20 protein-coding genes are annotated in these 19918 nt (G+C 70.6%); 14 read left to right on the top strand and 6 right to left on the bottom strand.

What is annotated here, in order from left to right; all coding sequences use genetic code 11:
* The first annotated feature begins 27 nt into the window (after positions 1 to 27).
* Positions 28 to 1614 carry a GMC oxidoreductase gene (locus tag QFZ76_RS14965; protein WP_307674196.1) on the top strand — a complete coding sequence of 529 codons (1587 nt, stop codon included), beginning with the start codon at positions 28 to 30 and terminating at the stop codon, positions 1612 to 1614.
* Between the two features lie 28 nt (positions 1615 to 1642).
* On the opposite strand, the gene QFZ76_RS14960 is transcribed toward QFZ76_RS14965, so the two are convergent.
* Positions 1643 to 3439: a long-chain fatty acid--CoA ligase gene (locus QFZ76_RS14960; RefSeq protein WP_307674195.1), complete on the bottom strand. Its 1797-nt coding sequence runs from the start codon at positions 3437 to 3439 to the stop codon at positions 1643 to 1645.
* Positions 3440 to 3797: 358 nt separating this feature from the next.
* Between QFZ76_RS14960 and QFZ76_RS14955 the strand changes: the two genes are divergently transcribed.
* The 6 genes from QFZ76_RS14955 (at position 3798) to QFZ76_RS14930 (ending at position 8838) form a co-directional block, all read left to right on the top strand.
* Positions 3798 to 4553: a metallophosphoesterase gene (locus QFZ76_RS14955; RefSeq protein ID WP_266448607.1), complete on the top strand. Its 756-nt coding sequence runs from the start codon at positions 3798 to 3800 to the stop codon at positions 4551 to 4553.
* A gap of 125 nt (positions 4554 to 4678) precedes the next feature.
* Positions 4679 to 5122 carry an SRPBCC family protein gene (locus tag QFZ76_RS14950; protein WP_307674194.1) on the top strand — a complete coding sequence of 148 codons (444 nt, stop codon included), beginning with the start codon at positions 4679 to 4681 and terminating at the stop codon, positions 5120 to 5122.
* A 59-nt stretch (positions 5123 to 5181) separates the two neighbouring features.
* Entirely contained in the window at positions 5182 to 6351 is a 1170-nt protein-coding gene (locus tag QFZ76_RS14945) for an ArsA family ATPase (protein WP_307674193.1), read from the top strand.
* 57 nt (positions 6352 to 6408) lie between these two features.
* Positions 6409 to 6906, top strand: a complete 498-nt coding sequence (locus tag QFZ76_RS14940) for a DUF5304 domain-containing protein (protein ID WP_307674192.1) — start codon at positions 6409 to 6411, stop codon at positions 6904 to 6906.
* Between the two features lie 94 nt (positions 6907 to 7000).
* Entirely contained in the window at positions 7001 to 7954 is a 954-nt protein-coding gene (locus QFZ76_RS14935; protein WP_266440858.1) for an ROK family glucokinase, read from the top strand.
* A gap of 128 nt (positions 7955 to 8082) precedes the next feature.
* Positions 8083 to 8838, top strand: coding sequence for an endonuclease/exonuclease/phosphatase family protein (locus tag QFZ76_RS14930; protein ID WP_307674191.1), 756 nt, complete (start codon positions 8083 to 8085; stop codon positions 8836 to 8838).
* 118 nt (positions 8839 to 8956) lie between these two features.
* On the opposite strand, the gene QFZ76_RS14925 is transcribed toward QFZ76_RS14930, so the two are convergent.
* Positions 8957 to 9580, bottom strand: a complete 624-nt coding sequence (locus QFZ76_RS14925) for a hypothetical protein (protein ID WP_307674190.1) — start codon at positions 9578 to 9580, stop codon at positions 8957 to 8959.
* Positions 9573 to 10352 carry a carboxylesterase gene (locus QFZ76_RS14920; RefSeq protein WP_307680017.1) on the bottom strand — a complete coding sequence of 260 codons (780 nt, stop codon included), beginning with the start codon at positions 10350 to 10352 and terminating at the stop codon, positions 9573 to 9575. The genes QFZ76_RS14925 and QFZ76_RS14920 overlap by 8 nt, the downstream gene beginning before the upstream one ends.
* A 160-nt stretch (positions 10353 to 10512) precedes the next feature.
* Here QFZ76_RS14920 and QFZ76_RS14915 point away from each other — a divergent pair, with 160 nt between their 5' ends.
* From QFZ76_RS14915 to QFZ76_RS14900, 4 genes are all read left to right on the top strand, one after another.
* Positions 10513 to 11319, top strand: a complete 807-nt coding sequence (locus QFZ76_RS14915) for a 1-acyl-sn-glycerol-3-phosphate acyltransferase (RefSeq protein WP_307680016.1) — start codon at positions 10513 to 10515, stop codon at positions 11317 to 11319.
* Between the two features lie 33 nt (positions 11320 to 11352).
* Positions 11353 to 12579, top strand: a complete 1227-nt coding sequence (macS, locus tag QFZ76_RS14910; protein WP_307674189.1) for a MacS family sensor histidine kinase — start codon at positions 11353 to 11355, stop codon at positions 12577 to 12579.
* Positions 12576 to 13265 carry a response regulator transcription factor gene (locus tag QFZ76_RS14905; RefSeq protein ID WP_266440869.1) on the top strand — a complete coding sequence of 230 codons (690 nt, stop codon included), beginning with the start codon at positions 12576 to 12578 and terminating at the stop codon, positions 13263 to 13265. The genes macS and QFZ76_RS14905 overlap by 4 nt, the downstream gene beginning before the upstream one ends.
* A gap of 109 nt (positions 13266 to 13374) precedes the next feature.
* Positions 13375 to 14403, top strand: a complete 1029-nt coding sequence (locus QFZ76_RS14900) for a 6-phosphofructokinase (RefSeq protein WP_307674188.1) — start codon at positions 13375 to 13377, stop codon at positions 14401 to 14403.
* A 206-nt stretch (positions 14404 to 14609) separates the two neighbouring features.
* Here the strand turns inward: QFZ76_RS14900 and QFZ76_RS14895 are convergent, their stop codons facing one another.
* Complete coding sequence (locus QFZ76_RS14895) at positions 14610 to 16490, bottom strand: anthranilate synthase family protein (RefSeq protein WP_307674187.1); 1881 nt, start codon at positions 16488 to 16490, stop codon at positions 14610 to 14612.
* Positions 16491 to 16587: 97 nt separating this feature from the next.
* A complete protein-coding gene (locus QFZ76_RS51720) occupies positions 16588 to 16644 on the bottom strand; it encodes a trp operon leader peptide (RefSeq protein WP_073723848.1) in 57 nt (18 codons plus the stop codon).
* 96 nt (positions 16645 to 16740) lie between these two features.
* Here QFZ76_RS51720 and QFZ76_RS14890 point away from each other — a divergent pair, with 96 nt between their 5' ends.
* Both QFZ76_RS14890 and QFZ76_RS14885 read left to right on the top strand, forming a co-directional pair.
* Positions 16741 to 18093, top strand: coding sequence for a class II 3-deoxy-7-phosphoheptulonate synthase (locus tag QFZ76_RS14890; RefSeq protein ID WP_307674186.1), 1353 nt, complete (start codon positions 16741 to 16743; stop codon positions 18091 to 18093).
* Between the two features lie 158 nt (positions 18094 to 18251).
* Positions 18252 to 18524: a bacterioferritin-associated ferredoxin gene (locus QFZ76_RS14885; protein WP_373464301.1), complete on the top strand. Its 273-nt coding sequence runs from the start codon at positions 18252 to 18254 to the stop codon at positions 18522 to 18524.
* Between the two features lie 31 nt (positions 18525 to 18555).
* Here QFZ76_RS14885 and bfr read toward each other — a convergent pair whose 3' ends face one another.
* Positions 18556 to 19035, bottom strand: coding sequence for a bacterioferritin (gene bfr / locus QFZ76_RS14880; RefSeq protein ID WP_266440883.1), 480 nt, complete (start codon positions 19033 to 19035; stop codon positions 18556 to 18558).
* Between the two features lie 173 nt (positions 19036 to 19208).
* Between bfr and QFZ76_RS14875 the strand changes: the two genes are divergently transcribed.
* Positions 19209 to 19841 carry a sulfite oxidase-like oxidoreductase gene (locus QFZ76_RS14875; protein ID WP_307674184.1) on the top strand — a complete coding sequence of 211 codons (633 nt, stop codon included), beginning with the start codon at positions 19209 to 19211 and terminating at the stop codon, positions 19839 to 19841.
* Positions 19842 to 19918 lie beyond the last annotated feature (77 nt).

The following is a 19918-nucleotide window of genomic DNA, read 5'->3' as shown; positions in this document are numbered from 1 at the left end:
CAGCTGACGAGACGTCAAATCTTGGGCATGGTGGCCCTGCAGACCGCCGCCGCGTCCGGTCTCACCCGCATCGGTCTCCAGACGGCCTCGGGCGCCGAGCCCGCCGCCGTCGACAACGCCCCCGCCATCGTGGTCGGTTCGGGCTACGGCGGTGCCGTCGCCGCCCTCCGCCTCGGCCAGGCCGGCATCCGCACCCTCGTCCTCGAGATGGGCCGGGCCTGGAACACCCCCGGCGCCGACGGCAAGGTCTTCTGCTCCACCAGCGCCCCGGACCAGCGGTCCATGTGGTTCCGCACCCGCACCGAGGCGCCGCTGGCCACCTTCCTGTGGCTGGACGTCGTCAACAGGGACATCAGCGCCTACCCGGGAGTCCTGGACCGGGTGCACTTCGACGCGATGTCCGTGTACGTCGGCCGGGGCGTCGGCGGCGGCTCCCTGGTCAACGGCGGGATGGCGGTGACGCCGTTGAAGGCGTACTTCGCCGAGCAGTTCCCCGCCGTCGACTCCGACGAGATGTACGGCACCTACTTCCCGCGCGCCCGCTCCATGCTGGGCGTCAACACCGTCGATCCCGCCTGGTTCGAGTCGACGGAGTGGTACCGCTTCACCCGGATCTCCCGCGCCCACGCCCAGAAGACCGGACTGAAGACCACCTTCGTGCCGAACGTCTACGACTTCGGGTACATGCAGCGCGAGGCGGCCGGTACGGCCACCAAGTCCGCGCTCGCCGGCGAGGTGATCTACGGCAACAACCACGGAAAGCGCAGCCTCGACAAGACGTACCTCGCCTCGGCCCTCGGCACCGGGAACGTCACCATCCACACCATGGAGAAGGTCAGGGCCATCAGCCGCGCCGCGGACGGCTCCTGGCTGGTCACCGCCGACCGCATCGACACCACCGGCAAGGTCGTCGAGACCAAGCAGTACGGCTGCGCGTACCTCTTCCTCGGCGGCGGCAGCCTCGGCACCACCGAACTCCTCGTCCGCGCCCGGGAGACGGGGGCGCTGCCCGCCCTGGACGCGAGCGTCGGCGCCGGCTGGGGTACCAACGGCAACGTGATGCTCGGCCGCGCCAACCACCTCTGGGACACGGTCGGGGCGAACCAGTCGACCATGCCGGTCATGGGCATCGACGACTGGGCCAACACCGCCAACCCCGTCTTCGCGGAGATCGCCCCGCTGCCGACGGGACTCGAGCACTGGGTCAGTCTGTATCTGGCGATCACCAAGAATCCGTCGCGGGCGTCGTTCTCGTACGACAGCGGGACGGACGGCGTGCGGCTGGGCTGGACCGCGGCGCACAGCGCGGTCTCCGTCGCCATGGCCAAGAAGCTGTTCGACCGGATCAACGCGGCGAACTCGACGATCTACCGGTACGACCTGTTCGGTTCGTCCAACAAGGTCTTCGCCGACGACTTCACGTACCACCCGCTGGGCGGCTGCGTGTTGGGGAAGGCGACCGACAACTACGGCCGGGTGAAGGGGTATCCGAGGCTGTACGTCACCGACGGCTCGCTCGTGCCCGGGTCGATCGGGGTGAACCCGTTCGTGACGATCACCGCGCTCGCCGAACGGACGATGGCGCGGGTCCTCGCCGAGGACACCGCGCCATGACAGTCCGTCAAGTCCGTCAGGGGCCTTGCTACTTCTGGTAGATGGCCTCGATCTCGGACGCGTAGTCCTTCGCCACCACGTTGCGCTTGAGCTTCAGGGACGGCGTCAGGTGGCCCGACTCCTCCGTGAACGGGGAGGACAGAATGCGGAACTTCCGCACCGATTCCGCCTTCGACACCGCGGCGTTGCCGTCGTCGATCGCCGACTGGATCGCGGCCAGCAGGTCGGGGTCCTCGCGCAGCGACGCCGCGGTGGAACCCTCCGGCTTGCCGTGCTCGGCCGCCCAGCGGCCCAGGAACTCGTCGTCGACGGTGACCAGCGCGCCGACGAACGGCCGCCCGTCGCCGACCACCATGCACTCCGCGACCAGCGCGTGCGCGCGGATACGGTCCTCGATCACGGCCGGGGCGACGTTCTTGCCGCCCGCGGTGACGATGATCTCCTTCTTGCGGCCGGTGATCCGGAGGTAGCCGTCCTCGTCGAGGGTGCCGATGTCGCCGGTGTGGAACCAGCCGTCGGCCAGCGCCTCGGCGGTGGCCGCCTCGTTGTTCCAGTAGCCCTTGAACAGGTGCTCGCCGTGCAGCAGCACCTCGCCGTCGTCCGCGATCCTTACGACCGAGCCGGGCAGCGGCTGGCCGACCGTGCCGATCTTCTGGCGGTCCCAGGGGTTGAAGGCGGTCGCCGCACAGGACTCGGTCAGGCCGTAGCCCTCAAGGACCGTGAAGCCGATGCCGCGGAAGAAGTGACCGAGGCGCTCGCCCAGCGGGGCGCCGCCGGAGATGGCGAACTCACCCTTGCCGCCGAGCACCGCGCGCAGCTTGCTGTAGACGAGCTTGTCGAAGGTCTTGTGTTTGATCTTCAGGCCGAGGGACGGGCCCGACGGGGTGTCCAGCGCCTTGCTGTACGCGATCGCGGTGTCCGCGGCCTTGTCGAAGATCTTGCCCTTGCCGTCCGCCTGCGCCTTGGCGCGCGCCGAGTTGTAGACCTTCTCGAAGACACGCGGGACACCGAGGATCAGGGTCGGCCGGAAGGACGCCAGCTCGTCGGTGAGGTTCTTGATGTCCGGCACCAGGCCCAGCTTGATCGGCGCCATCATCGGCGCGACCTGCACGAGCCGCCCGAAGACGTGCGCGAGCGGCAGGAACAGCAGGACGCTGCACTCACCGGTGCGGAAGAGCGGACGCAGGCGCTCCACGATGTTCCCGCACTCGGCGAAGAAGCTGCGGTGGGTCAGCACACAGCCCTTCGGCCGGCCCGTGGTGCCGGACGTGTAGACGATGGTCGCCGGGTCGTCCGCCTTGGCCTGCGAACTGCGCTCCTCGACGGTCTCGTCGGAGACGTCCTGGCCCAGGCGCCCCAGCTCCTCCAGGCCACCGGCCTCGATCTGCCAGACGTGCTTGAGGGCGGGCAGGCTGTCGCGCACCGACTCGACGGCGGCCGTGTGGGTGTCGAGCTCGACGACGCAGGCGGTGGCGCCCGAGTCGCTGAGGATCCACTGGACCTGCTCGGCCGAGCTGGTCTCGTACACCGGCACGGTGACCGCACCCGCGCACCAGATCGCGAAGTCGAGCAGCGTCCACTCGTACCGCGTGCGGGACATCAGGCCGACCCGGTCGCCGGGCTCGACACCGGAGGCGATGAGCCCCTTCGCCGCCGTGTGCACCTCGGCGAGGAAGGCGGTGGCCGTCACGTCCTGCCAGGCACCGTCGACCTTGCGGGCGATCACGGCGACATCCGGATGCTGCGAGGCGTTTCTCCGGACGATGTCGGTGAGATTGCCGTCCGCAGGGACCTCGTACAAAGCCGGAAGGCTGAACTCGCGCAAGACTGCTGCTCCTCATAGGGCGCCGGCGCCACGACGTTGTGTGATGCGACGGTCCGGTCCACGACTCGGGCGGGTGCTCAGAGCCTCGCTCCGGGACTCGGGGACCCGGTGGTTGAAATCCTGAGCACGACTGGACCGACCGGACGTTACCCGCCGGTATGGCTTCTTCGACAGGGGGTCCCGGCGAGATGTTCGCTGCGTCACACGGATTGGGTTTCCTCCGCGCACAGTAGTCCACCCCCTAACTGACTGGCCAGTAACCGCAGGCCCCGCCGCCACTGTTCACGTATGCCGCACACGCTTACGCTTGATCGTCATGGCACCCACACCAGCCGGAAACGGCAGGACGCGCGTTCATGTGGTCAGTGACGTACACGGCAACGCCCGTGACCTGGCCAGAGCCGGCGAGGGCGCGGACGCCCTGATCTGTCTGGGTGACCTCGTCCTCTTCCTCGACTACGCCGACCACTCGCGCGGGATCTTCCCCGACCTCTTCGGCGTGGAGAACGCCGACCGCATCGTCGAGCTGCGCACCGCCCGCCGCTTCGAGGAGGCGCGCGAGCTCGGGGCCCGGCTGTGGGCGGGGGTCGGCGAGCACCGCGCCGAGGTGATCGAGCAGGCGGTGCGCAAGCAGTACGCCGAGATGTTCGCGGCGTTCCCGACACCGACGTACGCGACCTACGGCAATGTCGACATGCCGCCTCTGTGGCAGGAGTACGCCGGTCCCGGCACGACCGTGCTCGACGGGGAGCGGGTCGAGATCGGCGGCCTGGTCTTCGGCTTCGTGGGCGGCGGACTGCGCACGCCGATGCGGACGCCGTACGAGATCAGCGACGAGGAGTACGCGGCGAAGATCGAGGCGGTGGGCGAGGTGGACGTGCTGTGCACGCACATCCCGCCGGAGGTGCCCGAGCTGGTCTACGACACCGTCGCGCGCCGCTTCGAACGCGGCAGCCGGGCGCTGCTGGACGCGATCCGCCGCACCCGGCCCCGCTACGCGCTGTTCGGTCACGTCCACCAGCCGCTGGTGCGCCGGATGCGGATCGGGGCGACCGAATGCGTGAACGTCGGGCACTTCGCGGGATCCGGGAAGCCCTGGGCGCTCGAATGGTGAGAGACCGCAGCTGAGGGGGTGAAGGCGGCCGGTCGACCGCGCGGTAGCCTTCACGCTGCACACACGTGCGCAGGCTTGTGCACGGTGGACTTGCCTACCGGCCCGCATCTGGAGGAGCCACAGCGATGGCGGAACACACCAGCTCGAGCATCACGATCGAGGCGGCACCGGCCGATGTCATGGGGGTGATCGCCGACTTCGCCCGCTACCCGGACTGGACCGGAGAGGTGAAGGAGGCGGAGGTCCTGGCGACCGACGCCCAGGGACGCGCCGAACAGGTCCGCCTGGTCATGGACGCCGGGGCGATCAAGGACGACCAGGTCCTGGGCTACACCTGGACCGGCGAGAACGAGGTCTCCTGGACCCTGGTGAAGTCCCAGATGCTGCGCTCGCTCGACGGCTCGTACCTCCTCAAGCCCGCGGGCGCGGGGGCGACCGAGGTGACGTACCGGCTCACCGTCGACGTCAAGATCCCGATGCTCGGCATGATCAAGCGCAAGGCGGAGAAGGTCATCATCGACCGGGCGCTGGCCGGGCTGAAGAAGCGGGTGGAGTCGGGGGCGAAGTAGCGTCGGGGGCGAAGCCGCCGTCCCCGCCAGGGCGGTGGGCGGAGGTACCGTTCACCCCCATGCGCACCATCCTGATCACGGGCCCGGGCGGAAGCGGCCGTACGACGGTCGCCGCCGCCACCGCACTCGCCGCCGCCGGTGAGGGCACCCGCACCCTCGTCCTCAGTGCGGACCGCACCGACACCCTCGGCGCGGTGCTCGGCACGCCGACGGGCCCGGCGCCGGTGCGGGCCGCGGCGAACCTCACCGCGTGGCGGCCCGACGCGACCGCGGGTTTCCGTGACGACCTGGCCGCCTTCCAGGACCGCGCGTCCTCCGTCCTCGACCTCCTGGGCGCCTCCCGCCTGGACCCCGAGGAGGTCACCCCCCTCCCCGGCGCCGAGGAACTCACCCTGCTGCGCGCCCTGCGGGACGCGGTCCTCGCCGAGGCGCACGACCTGCTCGTGGTCGACCTGCCGCCCACCCCGCAGGCCCTCGCCCTGCTCGCGCTCCCCGAGGAGCTGCGCCGCTATCTGCGCCGCCTGCTCCCGCCCGAGCGGCAGGCGGCCCGTGCCCTGCGCCCCGTCCTCGGCCGGCTGGCCGGCGTGCCCATGCCCGCGCAGTGGCTGTACGAGACCGCCGCCCGCTGGGACGTCGAACTGGCCGCCGTCGAGGCGGTCGTCGCCGACCGGAACACCGCCGTACGACTGGTCGCCGAGCCCTCACCGGCCGGCGCCGACGCCGTCACCAGCGCCGGCCTCGGCCTCGCCCTGCGCGGCCTGCGCCCCGACCTGCTGGTGGCGAACCGGGTGCTGCCGGAGGCGGCGGGGGACAGCTGGCTCGCCGGGCCCGTCGCCCAGCAGCGCAAGGTCCTCGCGGAGTGGCAGGAGTCGTACGACGTCCGGCCCGTGGCTCATCTGGGCCGCGACCCGCGCGGCGCCGACGACCTGGCCGAGCTCGCCGTCCCCGGCGTCAAGGCGGAGGCCTCCACGGTCGAGTGGCCCGTCACCGACCACCTCGCCGAGGACGGCGTCCTGATCTGGCACCTCCCGCTGCCCGGCGCGATACGCCACGAACTGGACCTCATCCGGCGCGGCGACGAACTCGTCGTCAGCGCGGGGCGGTTCCGCCGGATCGTCCCGCTGCCGTCGGCCCTGCGCCGCTGCACCGTCGACGGGGCGTCCCTGCGGGAGGGCGAGCTGCGGATCCGGTTCGCGCCCGACCCGGAACTATGGCCCGGGACACGGTGAACCGCATACGGCCGTTCGGGTAACGTCGTAGAGACGAACCGTAGTCAGGAGTCCGTCATGAGCGAAGAGCTCCCCCCGTCCGACTCCGCCGGGCGCGAGGCCGTCGACGAGGTGCGGGCCACCGACGCCGACGCGTGGGCGACGGCGTGTGCCGAGGACCTCGCGGCGGAGAAGGCCCGCCGCCGTGCCGATTACGGCCCGCCGCCGGGCTCGGCCGCCGAGGAACTGCGCAAGCTCGTCGACACCGTCGCGGACAAGCTGTCCGGCTTCCAGTCCCCGCTGTTCGGCGCGGTCGCGGGACCCGCCGCCCAGCAGGTGGTCAAGCAGGTCGTACAGCAGGCCAAGGCCGCCGTCGAGCCCGTCATCGAACGCAACCCGGACGTCTTCGACCACCTTGCGGCCGCGGGCAACGAACTGTTCGCCGCCTACCGCTCCGCCGTCGAGGCCCAGGAGCGACGCTGGACGACCGGCGGCAGCGACCCCCGTGACCTGGACGAGGGCCGCCCCGACAAGGGTGACGAGCCGGGCCCCGGCGAGCGCATCGACCTGGACTGACGGGGCCCCGCCCGACGGGCGGACGACGGGACCCCGACGGCAGGGCCTCGGGTACGGTTGGCCGTAGCGGGGCTCGACCGAAACTGAGGGATTCATGGGACTCACCATCGGCGTCGATATCGGCGGCACGAAGATCGCGGCCGGCGTGGTCGATGAGGAAGGCAACATCCTCTCGACCTTCAAGGTGCCGACCCCGGGTACGTCCGAGGGCATCGTGGACGCCATCGCCTCCGCGGTGGAAGGTGCGCGCGCCGGCCACGAGATCGTCGGCGTGGGCATCGGTGCCGCCGGATACGTCAACCGTCAGCGCTCCACGGTCTACTTCGCGCCGAACATCGACTGGCGCCAGGAGCCGCTGAAGGAGAAGGTCGAGGCACGCGTCCACCTGCCGGTCGTCGTGGAGAACGACGCCAACGCGGCCGCGTGGGGCGAGTACAAGTTCGGCGGCGGCAAGGGCCACCGCAACGTCATCTGCATCACCCTCGGCACCGGCCTCGGCGGCGGCATCATCATCGGCAACAAGCTGCGCCGCGGGCACTTCGGCGTGGCCGCCGAGTTCGGACACATCCGCATGGTCCCGGACGGGCTGCTGTGCGGCTGCGGCAGCCAGGGCTGCTGGGAGCAGTACGCCTCCGGGCGCGCCCTGGTGAGGTACGCCAAGCAGCGCGCCAACGCGACCCCCGAGAACGCGGAGATCCTGCTCGGCCTCGGTGACGGCAGCCCCGACGGCATCGAGGGCAAGCACATCTCCATGGCCGCCCGCCAGGGCGACCCGGTCGCCGTCGACTCCTACCGCGAGCTCGCCCGCTGGGCCGGCGCCGGCCTCGCCGACCTCGCCTCCCTCTTCGATCCCTCCGCCTTCATCGTCGGCGGCGGTCTCTCGGACGAGGGCGAGCTGGTCCTCGACCCGATCCGCAAGTCGTACAAGCGCTGGCTGGTCGGCGGCAACTGGCGCCCGGTGGCCGATGTCATCGCCGCCCAGCTGGGCAACAAGGCGGGCATGGTCGGCGCGGCGGACCTGGCCCGCGAGCCCGACCCGATCATGTAACGGTCACTTCTCCAGGTACGTGGGTTCCTCGCGCCCGAAAGGGGCGCGGGGAACGGCGCGAGCAACCACCCCCCCCGCAGCCGCAAACGGACAATTGCACCTGGGCTGTCAGGCGTACATTGATCCACATGACGCTGCTCCCCAACTCCCGAACCGCGCCCGACGGTTCGGCCGTCATCCGCGTCCTGAGCTACAACATCCGCTCGATGCGCGACGACCCCACCGCCCTCGCCCGAGTGATCAGCGCCTGCGCCCCCGACCTGGTCCTCGTCCAGGAAGCCCCCCGCTTCTTCCGCTGGCGCAAGAAGCTGGCACGGCTCGCCGCGGCCTCCGGCCAGGTGATCCTCTCCGGCGGCGGCACGGCGGCCGGCCCGGCGATCCTCTGCTCACTCCGGGCCACCGTCGAGCGCACCGAGGACGTGCTGCTCCCCCTCACCCCGGGCCAGCACCGCCGCGGCTTCGCCACCGCGGTCGTACGGTTCGGGGGCGCCCGGGTCGGCGTCCTGAGCTGTCATCTGTCGCTGCGCAAGGAGGAGCGGTACGAGCAGGCCGGCCTGCTCCTCGACCGGCTCGCCGGCATGGGCGTGGAGCACGCGATCGCGGGCGGCGACCTGAACGAGCACCCCGGCGGCCGCACCTTCGCCCGCCTCACCGAGAGTCTCCAGGACTGCTGGGCCATGGCCCCCTGGGGCGGCGAACACACCTGGACACGCACCGACCCCCGCCGGCGCATCGACGCGATCTTCGCGACGAAGGGCGTCGAGGTGCTGGGGTGCGGGGTGCCGCTGGGGCATCCCGGAGTGACGGAGACAGACCTGAGGGCGGCCACGGACCACCTTCCGGTGCTGGCCGCCCTCAGAATTCCGGCGTCGGACCCGCGCTGAGCGGCGTCGGACCCGCGCTGAGCGCTCCGCGGGAAGTGCCGGTCGGCCGATATCGCCCCGCGCCTCTTCAGAGCACTGCCGAACCGCACCGAACCGAACCGCACTTCGCCCGATCCGCTCAGACGACCGCTCCCCGACCGGGGTCGTCGTCGTCCTCGTCGTCCGACCGCATCCGCATCACCAGCGTGGCGAAACCGCCCAGGAAGCCGCCGATGCCGAGGGTGGCGAGCCACCAGGTCATGTCCCAGCCGAGCAGCACGGCGAGCAGGAGCAGTACAGGCCCGCCGAGCAGCCCCAGCCAGGCGAACTTCGCGGTCGCGTCGGCGGCGGGCAGCGGCGGCGGCTCCGGCGGTACGAAGTGGCCCTCGTCGTCCTCCTCGGAGTCCTCTTTGGACCCCTCCTCGGCCGGCTCGGGCATGCTGTAGTCCCGGGGGCCGCCGACGCCGGGGGCGAAGGCGACGGAGCCGCCCAGCGGCTTCGCGGGCTTGTCCTCCTTGGCCTCCGTGGGCCCCTTCGCGTCCTTGGGACCACCGTCGTTCGCCTCGTTCGTCTCGGACTCCAGCAGGGCCAGGTCCTCGACCGACTTGAAGGGCTTGGAGCCGGGCGGGTCGGACGGTTCCTCGCCGTACCCGGCGACGATGGCCGCCCAGGCGGCCTCCTCGTCGAACGGGACGTGCTGCTCGTCCGGCTCGCGGTCCTCGCGCTCCTCACGGTCCTCGCGATCGGAGTCGTGCTCAGCCACGTGCAGCCGTCCCTTCCTTGCCGATGCTGGGTGCCAGGCGGCCGATGAACGCGTAGCTCTCCTCGAAGATCCGGTCCGCCTCGTGGTCCAACGTCGCGACGTGGTAGCTCTGTTCCAGCACGATCTCCTGTACGTCCGTGGATGACACCCGGCTCAGCACGCGCGCGGAGTCGGCGGCCGGCACCACATGGTCCTGGGCGCTGCGCAGAACCAGCAGCGGCTGGGTGACCTGCGGAAGCTCCCCGTCGACCAGCCGGAAGAAGGTCCGCAGGGAGTGCGCGGAGCGCAGCGGCACCCGCCCGTACCCCAGCTCGACGCTGCCCTCCTTGGCGATGTCGTCGGCGATGCCCTTCGTGGTGCGGACGAGGTGACGGACCACCGGCAAGGTGTAGGCGGCCAGTCCGTGCATCCGGTTCGCCGGGTTGACGACCACGAGGCCGCTGACCTCGTCACCGTGCTTGGCCGCGAGCCGGAGCGCGAGTGTGGCACCCATCGACAGACCCGCCACGAACACCCGCGTGCAGCGCTCGCGCAGGGCGCGCAGCTCGCGGTCCACCTCGGCGTACCAGTCCTGCCAGCCGGTGAGCTGCATGTCCTCCCAGCGGGTGCCGTGGCCGGGCAGCAACGGCAGCGAGACGGTCAGTCCGCGCGCGGCCAGATACTCCGCCCAGGGGCGCAGCGACTGGGGGGAACCGGTGAAGCCGTGACAGAGGAGGACCCCCGTGTCCCCGCCCTCGTGGCGGAACGGCTCGGCTCCAGGGAGGACCGGCACCTTCGGTCTCCTGTTCATGAGAAGGGCGTGAACGAGTCCAGGTGCGGTTAACCGTACGCGACCGCACTGACACCGACCAGGGCCGTCGGGCTGTTTGACAGCGCTCCGGGTTAAGGTCTGACCGACGCACACAGGAGGCACTCGGTTGTTGTACGGCACGATGAAGGTCGCCATCGGAGGGCCGCTGAAGGTCGCCTTCAGGCCCTGGGTGGACGGCTTGGAGAACATTCCCGCCGAGGGCCCCGCCATCCTGGCCAGCAATCACCTGTCGTTCTCCGACTCGTTCTTCCTGCCGGCGGTCCTCGACCGCAAGGTCACCTTCATCGCGAAGGCCGAGTACTTCACCACGCCCGGTGTGAAGGGCCGTCTGACGGCCGCGTTCTTCAAGGGCGTCGGCCAGCTCCCGGTGGACCGTTCGGGGGCGCGCGGCGCGGGCGAGGCGGCCGTCAAGAGCGGCATCGAGGTGCTGGAGCGCGGTGAGCTGTTCGGGATCTACCCGGAGGGCACCCGCTCGCCCGACGGCCGGCTCTACCGGGGCAAGCCCGGCGGCCTCGCGCGCGTGGCGCTCGCCACCGGCGCGCCGGTCATCCCGGTCGCCATGATCGACACGGAGAAGATCCAGCCGCCCGGGAAGGTGATGCCCAAGCTGATGCGGCCGGGCATCCGCATCGGCGAGCCGCTGGACTTCAGCCGCTACCAGGGCATGGAGCACGACCGTTTCGTGCTGCGCGCGCTGACCGACGAGGTCATGTACGAGATCATGAAGCTCTCCGGCCAGGAGTACGTCGACATGTACGCGACCGCCGCCAAGCGGCAGATCGCGGACGCGGCGAAGGCCGAGAGGGAAGCCGAGAAGGCGGCTAAGGCCGCGCTCGTGCAGGCGGCGAAGGAACAGGCTGCGGCGGATCAGGCTGCGGTGGATCAGGCGGCGAAGGATCAGGCCGAGAAGGAGAAGACCGAGTCCTAGGCGACAGCCGGGGGTCGGTCGGGGGTGGGGGACATGGCCAGTCGCGAGAGAGTCATGCGAATGTCGGTCGAGCAGCCGCTGTGGCGTGCGCTCGCCGGCTACCGCGTGCTCACCATGCTGTACGCGGTCGGGTTCTTCGCCACCGCCTACGACGGGTTCGACCGTCCCTGGGTCGCCGTCGTGTACTACTGCGTCCTGTTCGTCTGGACCGTGGCCACCCTGCCCAAGGTCGCGAACGCGGCCAGCTGCACCAAGCGCTTCCTCGCCGCCGACCTCACCGTCGCGCTCACCGGCATCCTGCTCACGCCCTTGGCCGACGCCCACGAACGCATCCAGTCGGGCGGCCCGACGCTGCCGTCGATATGGACCGCGGGTTCCGTGCTGGCCTTCGCCATCAAGGGCGGCTGGCGCTGGGCGGCCGCCGCCTCCACCGCGGTCGCCGTCGCCAACCTCGTCGAACGGGGCAGCCCCGCCCGGGACACCGTCCACAACGTGATCCTGGTCTGGGTCGCCTCCATCGCCATCGGCTACGTCGTCGAGGTCGCCCGCGCCTCCGAGCGCACCCTTGCCCGCGCCCTGGAGATCGAGGCCGCGACCAGGGAGCGGGAGCGGCTCGCCCGGGACATCCACGACAGCGTGCTCCAGGTGCTGGCGATGGTGCAGCGGCGCGGCGCGGTCCTCGGCGGTGAGGCGGCCGCGCTGGGCCGGATGGCGGGCGAGCAGGAGGTCGCCCTGCGCACGCTGGTCTCCGGCGGCCTGGTCCCGGTCTCCCGCGCGTCGGAGGACGCGGCCGAGGGGGCGGTCGTACGGGCCGTCGAGGAGCCGGACGACTCCACCGGGCCTGTCGACGTGCGCGCACTGCTCGCCCGGTACGCCTCGGCGAACGTCAACCTCGCCGAGCCGGGCGCCCCCGTCCCGCTGCCCCCGGAGGCGGCACGCGAGCTGGCCGCGGCCGTGGGCGCCGCCCTGGACAATGTCCGCGAGCACGTGGGGGAGCACGCGCGCGCGTGGATCCTCGTCGAGGACGAGCCGGGCGAGGTGATCGTGACCGTCCGGGACGACGGCCCCGGCATCCCCGAGGGCCGCCTCGCGCAGGCCGAAGGGGAGGGGAGGCTCGGCGTGGCCCTCTCGATCCGGGGCCGGCTGCGGGAACTCGGCGGCAGCGCCGAACTGATCTCGGTGCCCGGCCAGGGCACGGAGGTCGAACTGAAGGTACCGAAGGAGACGAAGTCTTCACGGGGGAAGGCGGAGAAGCGATGACGGACAGCAGCGAGGGCAGGCCGGGGCCGATCAGGGTCATGGTGGTCGACGACCACCCCATGTGGCGCGACGCGGTCGCCCGTGACCTGGGCGAGTCGGGCTTCGAGGTGGTCGCCACCGCGGGCGACGGCGAGCAGGCCGTGCGCCGCGCCAAGGCCGCCGCGCCCGACGTACTGGTGCTGGACCTGAACCTGCCCGCCAAGCCCGGCGTCCAGGTCTGCAAGGAACTCGTGGGCGCCAACCCGGCGTTGCGCGTCCTGGTGCTGTCCGCGAGCGGTGAGCACGCCGACGTGCTGGAGGCGGTGAAGTCCGGCGCGACCGGCTATCTGCTGAAGTCCGCCTCGACGGACGAACTGGTGGACGCGGTCCGCCGTACGGCCGTCGGCGACCCGGTGTTCACCCCCGGCCTGGCCGGTCTGGTCCTCGGCGAGTACCGGCGTCTGGCCGCCGAGCCCGCGCCCGCCCCGGACACCGGCGCGCCCGGAGCCCCGCAGCTCACCGACCGGGAGACCGAGGTGCTGCGCCTGGTCGCCAAGGGCCTGAGCTACAAGCAGATCGCCGAACGCCTGGTCATCTCGCACCGCACGGTCCAGAACCACGTCCAGAACACCCTCGGCAAGCTCCAACTGCACAACCGGGTCGAACTGGTGAGGTACGCGATAGAACGCGGACTCGACGACGAGTAGATCAACTACCTGACATTCCAACGGAATTGTCGTTCCCGCCCATCCCTGTGTGACCTGGATCACTACTAGCGTGATCCCCATCAGGCAACCGCGGCGAAGGGACACTTCCATGCGCGTCGGAGTACTGACCGGAGGCGGCGACTGCCCCGGGCTCAACGCCGTCATCCGGGGCATCGTCCGCAAGGGCGTGCAGGAGTACGGATACGACTTCGTCGGCTTCCGGGACGGCTGGCGAGGACCCCTCGAGAACCGCACCGTGCGTCTGGACATCCCCGCGGTGCGCGGGATCCTGCCCCGCGGCGGCACCATCCTCGGCTCCTCGCGCACCAACCCCCTGAAGCAGGAGGACGGCATCCGCCGTATCAAGGAGAACCTCGCCGAGCAGGAGGTCGGGGCGCTCGTCGTGATCGGCGGCGAGGACACCCTCGGCGTCGCCGCCCGGCTGTCCGACGAGTCCGACGTGCCCTGCGTCGGCGTGCCGAAGACGATCGACAACGACCTCTCCGGCACCGACTACACCTTCGGCTTCGACACGGCCGTCGGCATCGCCACGGAGGCGATCGACCGGCTGCACACCACCGCCGAGTCCCACATGCGCGTCCTGGTCTGCGAGGTCATGGGCCGGCACGCGGGCTGGATCGCCCTCCACTCCGGCCTGGCCGGCGGCGCCAATGTCATCCTCATCCCCGAACAGCGCTTCGACGTCGAGCAGGTGTGCGCCTGGGTGACCTCCCGGTTCAAGGCCTCGTACGCCCCCATCGTGGTCGTCGCCGAGGGTGCGATGCCCAAGGACGGCGACATGGTCCTCAAGGACGGGTCGCTGGACTCCTTCGGGCACGTGAGGCTGTCCGGCGTCGGCGAGTGGCTGGCCAAGGAGATCGAGCGGCGCACCGGCAAGGAGGCCCGCACCACGGTCCTCGGGCACATCCAGCGCGGCGGCACGCCCAGCGCCTTCGACCGCTGGCTCGCCACCCGCTTCGGCCTGCACGCCATCGAGGCCGTCCGAGACGGCGACTTCGGCAAGATGGTCGCCCTGCGCGGCACGGACATCGTGCGCGTCCCGATCGCGGAGGCGACGGCCCGGCTGAAGACGGTGGATCCGAAGCTGTACGAGGAGGTCGGGGTGTTCTTCGGCTGAGCCCGCCCGGCGCTGTCGGCTTGTGGGTCGCACAGTCGGCCCATAAGCGTCCTGGAGTTCCTCGCGGCCGGCGGCACGCGGAGGGTGACGCAACGCGGTCGCCGAACGCCTCGGCATGACGGGCACCAGGGGCTCGTCCGCCCCGCGACCTGCTCTGAGGGCGCCGTCGGCCGGTCGACGGCGCCCTCAACGCACCGCGTCCTCGACTACACCGCCGGCCGCCCCTCCGAGAACGTGCTGGTGCCGCGCAGCTGGCCCACCAGCTCCCGTACGACGGCCGCGCCGTTCAGCGTGAGCACCGACTCCGGGTGGAACTGCACGCCGGCGAAGCCGGGCCCGCGCAGCGCGTGCACCTCGCCGGTGTCACTGCGGCTCACCTCGACGTCGTGCGCCGACAGTTCGACGAGGGCGTCGTCGTCGCAGCGGGCCACGAAGCTGTTGTAGAAGCCGACGGTCTCGCGTCGCCCGAACAGATCGATCTCGGTCTGCGCCCCCTGGTACGGCACTTCCTTGCGTACGATCTCCAGCCCCAGCTCGGCCGCGATCAGCTCGTGCCCGAGGCAGACGCCGAGCACGCCGTGCCGGTTGTCGCGGATCGCCTCGGCGGTCAGCGCGCGCAGGAACCGCATCTTGGGGTCGGCGGTGTCGCAGGGGTCGCCCGGTCCGGGGCCGAGGACGACCGGCCCCTCGTGCGCACGGACCGCCTCCGCCAGGCCGGGCTCGTCGTAGCGCCGGACGGTCACCTCCAGGCCACTGGATCGCAGGACGTGCGCGAGCATCGCCGTGAAGGTGTCCTCCCCGTCGACGACCAGGGCATGCCCGGCCAGTTCCTCCGACCGCTCCTGCATCCGCAGCCAGAACGGCGCCAGCGAGGCCCGGCGCCCGTCCAGCGCGGCCCGCACCCGGGGGTCGTCGGCCAGCGCGGGGCGCGTGTGCTCCGTACGCGGCCTGGACGGCCGTACGCCCAACGCGGCCAGCACCCCCGCCGCCTTCGCGTGCGTCTCCGCGACCTCGGCCGCCGGGTCCGAGCCGCGCACCAGCGTGGCGCCGACCGGCACCCGCAGCCGCCCGGCCGCGTCGATGTCGGCGGTGCGGATGAGGATGGGGGAGTCCAGGGTCTGGGCGCCGCCCGAGTCCCTGCCGATGAGGGCCAGGGCACCGGCGTAGTAGCCCCGCCCGCCGACCTCGTGCCGCTCGATGACCCGGCAGGCGTTCTGCACCGGCGAGCCCGTGACGGTCGCCGCGAACATGGTCTCCTTCAGTACCTCCCGCACGTCCAGGGAGGACTTCCCGCGCAGCTCGTACTCGGTGTGCGCGAGGTGCGCCATCTCCTTGAGCCGGGGCCCGATCACGACCCCGCCCATGTCGCCGACCGTGCACATCATCTTGAGCTCCTCGTCGACGACCATCGACAGCTCCTCGATCTCCTTGCCGTCGGCGAGGAAGTCGAGCAGATGCTCGGGGGTGGGGCCTTCGGCCGGATAGCGGTACGTCCCGCTGATCGGGTTCATCACGACCGTTCCGCCGGACATCCGCACATGCACCTCGGGACTGGCCCCGACCAGCGTGCGTTCCCCGGTGTGCACGACGAACGTCCAGTACGCGCCCCGCTCACCCACGAGCAGCCGCCGGAACAGGGCAAGCGCGTCGGCCCGGGAGAATCCGTGGATCTTCCCCTCGTACGTCCGCCGGATCACGAAGTTCGCGCCCTCACCGGCGCCGATCTCCTCCCGCAGCACCCGCCCGACGATCTGCGCGTACTCCTCGTCGGCCACGTCGAAGCCGCCGTCCTCGACCCGCACCTCGTGCGCCGGGAGCTGGGCGAGGGCTTCGGCGAGCGGGATCTCGTACGTCTCCTCCGGCATCAGCACCGACAGGGGCGTCCCGTCGTCGCGGACGTCGAAACCGCGCTCGCGGATCTGCCGGAAGGGGACGAGGGCCAGGCCGTGCTCGGGGAGGTCGGCGAGGCGGTCGTGCGTGCCGACCGGGCCGAGCAGGACCTCGACCGTGTCGTGGTCGTGGCCCGGGGTGCGGCGGCGCAGCAGGGCGAAGGGACGGGGGTCGGCCAGCAGGTCGAGCAGGTTCATCGGTCGTGTTCCTTCTGGGAAGGAGAGACGACCTCAGCGCCGGAAACACCGAAGGCCGCCCCTCGGGCGGCCTTCGCGAAGTCTTGCGTACGCGCAGTCAGTGGGCCGCCGGATGAGCGGTCCACCACCAGGTCTGGGTCGAATGCGCGAACATGCGAGGCACCCTACCCCACGCGCACCCGGGCGTGCGGGTGTCTCACCTGTCGAGCCGCACGAAAATCACTCGACACGACCCCGTAATGTTGAGGACGTGACCGTGAACGCTAAGACCAGCGCCAGCGCTGGCAACACCTGGCGAGACCTGCCCGCGGCGCAGCAGCCCGAGTACCCCGACACCGAGGCTCTGCGCGCAGTGATCGCGGACCTCGAGTCGTATCCGCCGCTCGTCTTCGCGGGCGAGTGCGACCAGCTGCGCGCCCGGTTGGCGGCCGTCGCCAAGGGAGAGGCGTTCCTGCTCCAGGGCGGCGACTGCGCCGAGGCCTTCGACGCGGTGTCCGCCGACCACATCCGCAACAAGCTCAAGACGCTGCTCCAGATGGGCGCCGTGCTGACGTACGCGGCCTCGGTGCCGGTGGTGAAGGTCGGCCGTATCGCCGGCCAGTACTCCAAGCCGCGCTCCAAGAACACCGAGACCCGTGACGGCGTGACGCTGCCGACGTACCGCGGCGACTCGGTCAACGGCTTCGACTTCAACGAGGCCGCCCGCATCCCGGACCCCGAGCGCCTGAAGCGGATGTACAACGCCTCCGCCTCCACGCTCAACCTGGTCCGTGCCTTCACCACCGGCGGCTACGCCGACCTGCGCCAGGTGCACGCCTGGAACCAGGACTTCGTGAAGTCGTCCCCCTCCGGCCAGCGCTACGAGCAGCTGGCCCGCGAGATCGACCAGGCGCTGAACTTCATGCACGCCTGCGGGGCCGACCCGGAGGAGTTCAAGACGGTCGAGTTCTACTCCTCGCACGAGGCGCTGCTGCTCGACTACGAGTCGGCGCTGACCAGGGTCGACTCCCGCACGGGGCACCTGTACGACGTCTCGGCGCACATGGTGTGGATCGGTGAGCGCACCCGGCAGCTGGACCACGCGCACATCGAGTTCGCCTCGCAGATCCGCAACCCGATCGGCATCAAGCTCGGCCCGACGACCACGGCCGAGGAGGCGCTGCAGTACATCGAGCGCCTCGACCCCGACCGCGAGCCGGGCCGGCTGACCTTCATCGTCCGCATGGGCGCCGACAAGGTCCGCGACAAGCTGCCCGAGCTGGTCGAGAAGGTCACCGCCTCGGGCGCGACGGTGGCCTGGATCACCGACCCGATGCACGGCAACACCTACGAGGCGGCCTCCGGCCACAAGACCCGCCGCTTCGACGACGTGCTCGACGAGGTCAAGGGCTTCTTCGAGGTCCACAAGTCCCTCGGCACCCACCCGGGCGGCATCCATGTCGAGCTCACCGGTGACGACGTCACCGAGTGCGTGGGCGGCGGCGACGAGATCTTCGTCGACGACCTGCACCAGCGCTACGAGACGGCCTGCGACCCGCGGCTGAACCGCAGCCAGTCCCTGGACCTGGCGTTCCTCGTCGCGGAGATGTACCGCGACCAGTAGCAGATCACCAGCGGGCGCACCTGTTACAGGAGCGTGGAGTGGGGCGCGGATCACATACGATCCGCGCCCCACTCCACTTTTGCGGGCCCCGCGTGACGGGTAAGGTTAGGTTAGCCTTATTGATCTCGGTGGGATGATCTCGGTGGGAGGTGAACCGCGTGTTCGTGTGCAACTGCTTCGGAGTGACCGAAGCGCAGGTCCAGCAGCACGCGGACAACGGCGCCTGCACACCCCGCCAGATCGCCTCCGCCTGCAAGGCCGGCACGGACTGCGGCTCCTGCGTCCGCCGGATCCAGGCGATCCTCGGCCGAGGCGCGTACCCCCGGCCGGCCCACCAGAGCGGGCCGGTCCTCTCCGGGCTCGCGGACGTCGAAGCGCTCGCCGACGTCGAAGCGCTCGGGGAAGCCGACGTGCTCGAGGAAGCCGCCTGAGTCTGGTCGGTGCCGCCCAAGTCTGGTCGGTTCAGCTCTCCGGCTGTTCGATCAGCTGGGCGAGGTAGAGCGCCTCACCGAGCTTCTCCAGCAGTTCCAGCTGGGTGTCGAGGTAGTCGATGTGGTGCTCTTCATCCTCGAGGATCGACTCGAAGATGTTCGCGGAGGTGATGTCGCCCTTGTTCCGCATCACCTCGACACCGCGCTTGAGCCGGTCGATGGCCTCGACCTCGACCTGCCGGTCGGCCTCGAACATCTCCTTGACCGTCTGTCCCACGCGGACGTGGAAGAGGCGCTGGTAGTTCGGCAGCCCGTCCAGGAACAGGATCCGGTCGGTGAGCACCTCGGCGTGCTTCATCTCGTCGAAGGACTCGGCCCGCGTGTACTTCGCGAGCTTGGTCCAGCCGAAGTTCTCCTGCATCTTCGCGTGCAGAAAGTACTGGTTGATCGCGGTGAGCTCGGCGGTCAGCTGCTCGTTGAGAAACTCGATGACCTCGGGGTCGCCCTGCATCGCAGAGGCTCCTTCCACACGGTGAACTGGCAGGTGGCTCCGCATCCTTGCACCGGTGACGAAGATCGTCCAGTAAGTCTTCACTTAGTAAGTAAGGGCATGCTTAGTTCCTTTTGCCCGATTTGGGTGGGGGTTGGTCATGTGCACTGCCCGGGGTCTGTCAGGATGGAGTCATGGGTCAGCCGGTGGAACGCGAGTCGGGAGATGCGGCACACTCCGAGCTTCCGCCGGGGCAGCGACTGCAGCGTGGCTGGCCGGTCACTCACTACGGCCCGGTCCCCAAGTTCCGCCCGGAACGCTGGGAGTTCCGGGTCTTCGGCGCCACCGCGGACGGCGAGAAGCACTGCTGGAACCACGAGGAGTTCACGGCCCTGCCGTACACCAGCCTCTTGGGCGATCTGCACTGCGTCACGAAGTTCAGCATGCTGGGCGCCGAGTGGGGCGGCATCCCCGCGCGGACCATCCTGGACATCGCCCCGCCCGCCCCGGCCGTCACCCATGTGATGGTGTGGGCGGAGTACGGATTCAGCTCGAACCTGCGGCTGTCCGACTTCGCGTCCGACCGCGCGATCTTCGCCACCCACAAGGACGGCGAACTGCTGACGGCGGAGCACGGCTTCCCGCTGCGACTGGTCGTCCCCCATCTGTACGCGTGGAAGGGCCCCAAGTGGGTCCGGGGCGTGGAGTACATGACCGCCGACCGCCGCGGCTTCTGGGAGGAGCGCGGCTACCACAACGTCGGCGACCCCTGGAAGGAGCAGCGCTACTCCTATCAGGAGGGGCCCGGGGAGGGTCCCGAGCTCTGACTCGCTGTCCTGACGCAAGGGCGCGATACCGGCGGGGGTATTTCAGTCGCGGGTCGGCGGCTTCATTCCGGTAACGG

It is taken from the genome of Streptomyces sp. V4I2 (genome assembly GCF_030817655.1).
Lineage (GTDB): Bacteria > Actinomycetota > Actinomycetes > Streptomycetales > Streptomycetaceae > Streptomyces > Streptomyces plumbiresistens.
Note: the sequence above shows the minus strand (reverse complement) of the source record. Positions and strands in the feature narration are given on the sequence as shown.

Excerpts from the sequence above, each read along its gene's own strand:
- QFZ76_RS14965 (WP_307674196.1), top strand. The coding sequence starts at position 28 with ATGGTGGCCCTGCAGACCGCCGCCGCGTCCGGTCTCACCCGCATCGGT.
- QFZ76_RS14950 (WP_307674194.1), top strand. The coding sequence starts at position 4,679 with ATGGCGGAACACACCAGCTCGAGCATCACGATCGAGGCGGCACCGGCC.
- QFZ76_RS14945 (WP_307674193.1), top strand. The coding sequence starts at position 5,182 with ATGCGCACCATCCTGATCACGGGCCCGGGCGGAAGCGGCCGTACGACG.
- QFZ76_RS14940 (WP_307674192.1), top strand. The coding sequence starts at position 6,409 with ATGAGCGAAGAGCTCCCCCCGTCCGACTCCGCCGGGCGCGAGGCCGTC.
- QFZ76_RS14935 (WP_266440858.1), top strand. The coding sequence starts at position 7,001 with ATGGGACTCACCATCGGCGTCGATATCGGCGGCACGAAGATCGCGGCC.
- QFZ76_RS14930 (WP_307674191.1), top strand. The coding sequence starts at position 8,083 with ATGACGCTGCTCCCCAACTCCCGAACCGCGCCCGACGGTTCGGCCGTC.
- QFZ76_RS14915 (WP_307680016.1), top strand. The coding sequence starts at position 10,513 with ATGAAGGTCGCCATCGGAGGGCCGCTGAAGGTCGCCTTCAGGCCCTGG.
- macS (WP_307674189.1), top strand. The coding sequence starts at position 11,353 with ATGGCCAGTCGCGAGAGAGTCATGCGAATGTCGGTCGAGCAGCCGCTG.
- QFZ76_RS14905 (WP_266440869.1), top strand. The coding sequence starts at position 12,576 with ATGACGGACAGCAGCGAGGGCAGGCCGGGGCCGATCAGGGTCATGGTG.
- QFZ76_RS14900 (WP_307674188.1), top strand. The coding sequence starts at position 13,375 with ATGCGCGTCGGAGTACTGACCGGAGGCGGCGACTGCCCCGGGCTCAAC.
- QFZ76_RS14895 (WP_307674187.1), bottom strand. The coding sequence starts at position 16,490 with ATGAACCTGCTCGACCTGCTGGCCGACCCCCGTCCCTTCGCCCTGCTG.
- bfr (WP_266440883.1), bottom strand. The coding sequence starts at position 19,035 with ATGCAGGGCGACCCCGAGGTCATCGAGTTTCTCAACGAGCAGCTGACC.
- QFZ76_RS14875 (WP_307674184.1), top strand. The coding sequence starts at position 19,209 with ATGGGTCAGCCGGTGGAACGCGAGTCGGGAGATGCGGCACACTCCGAG.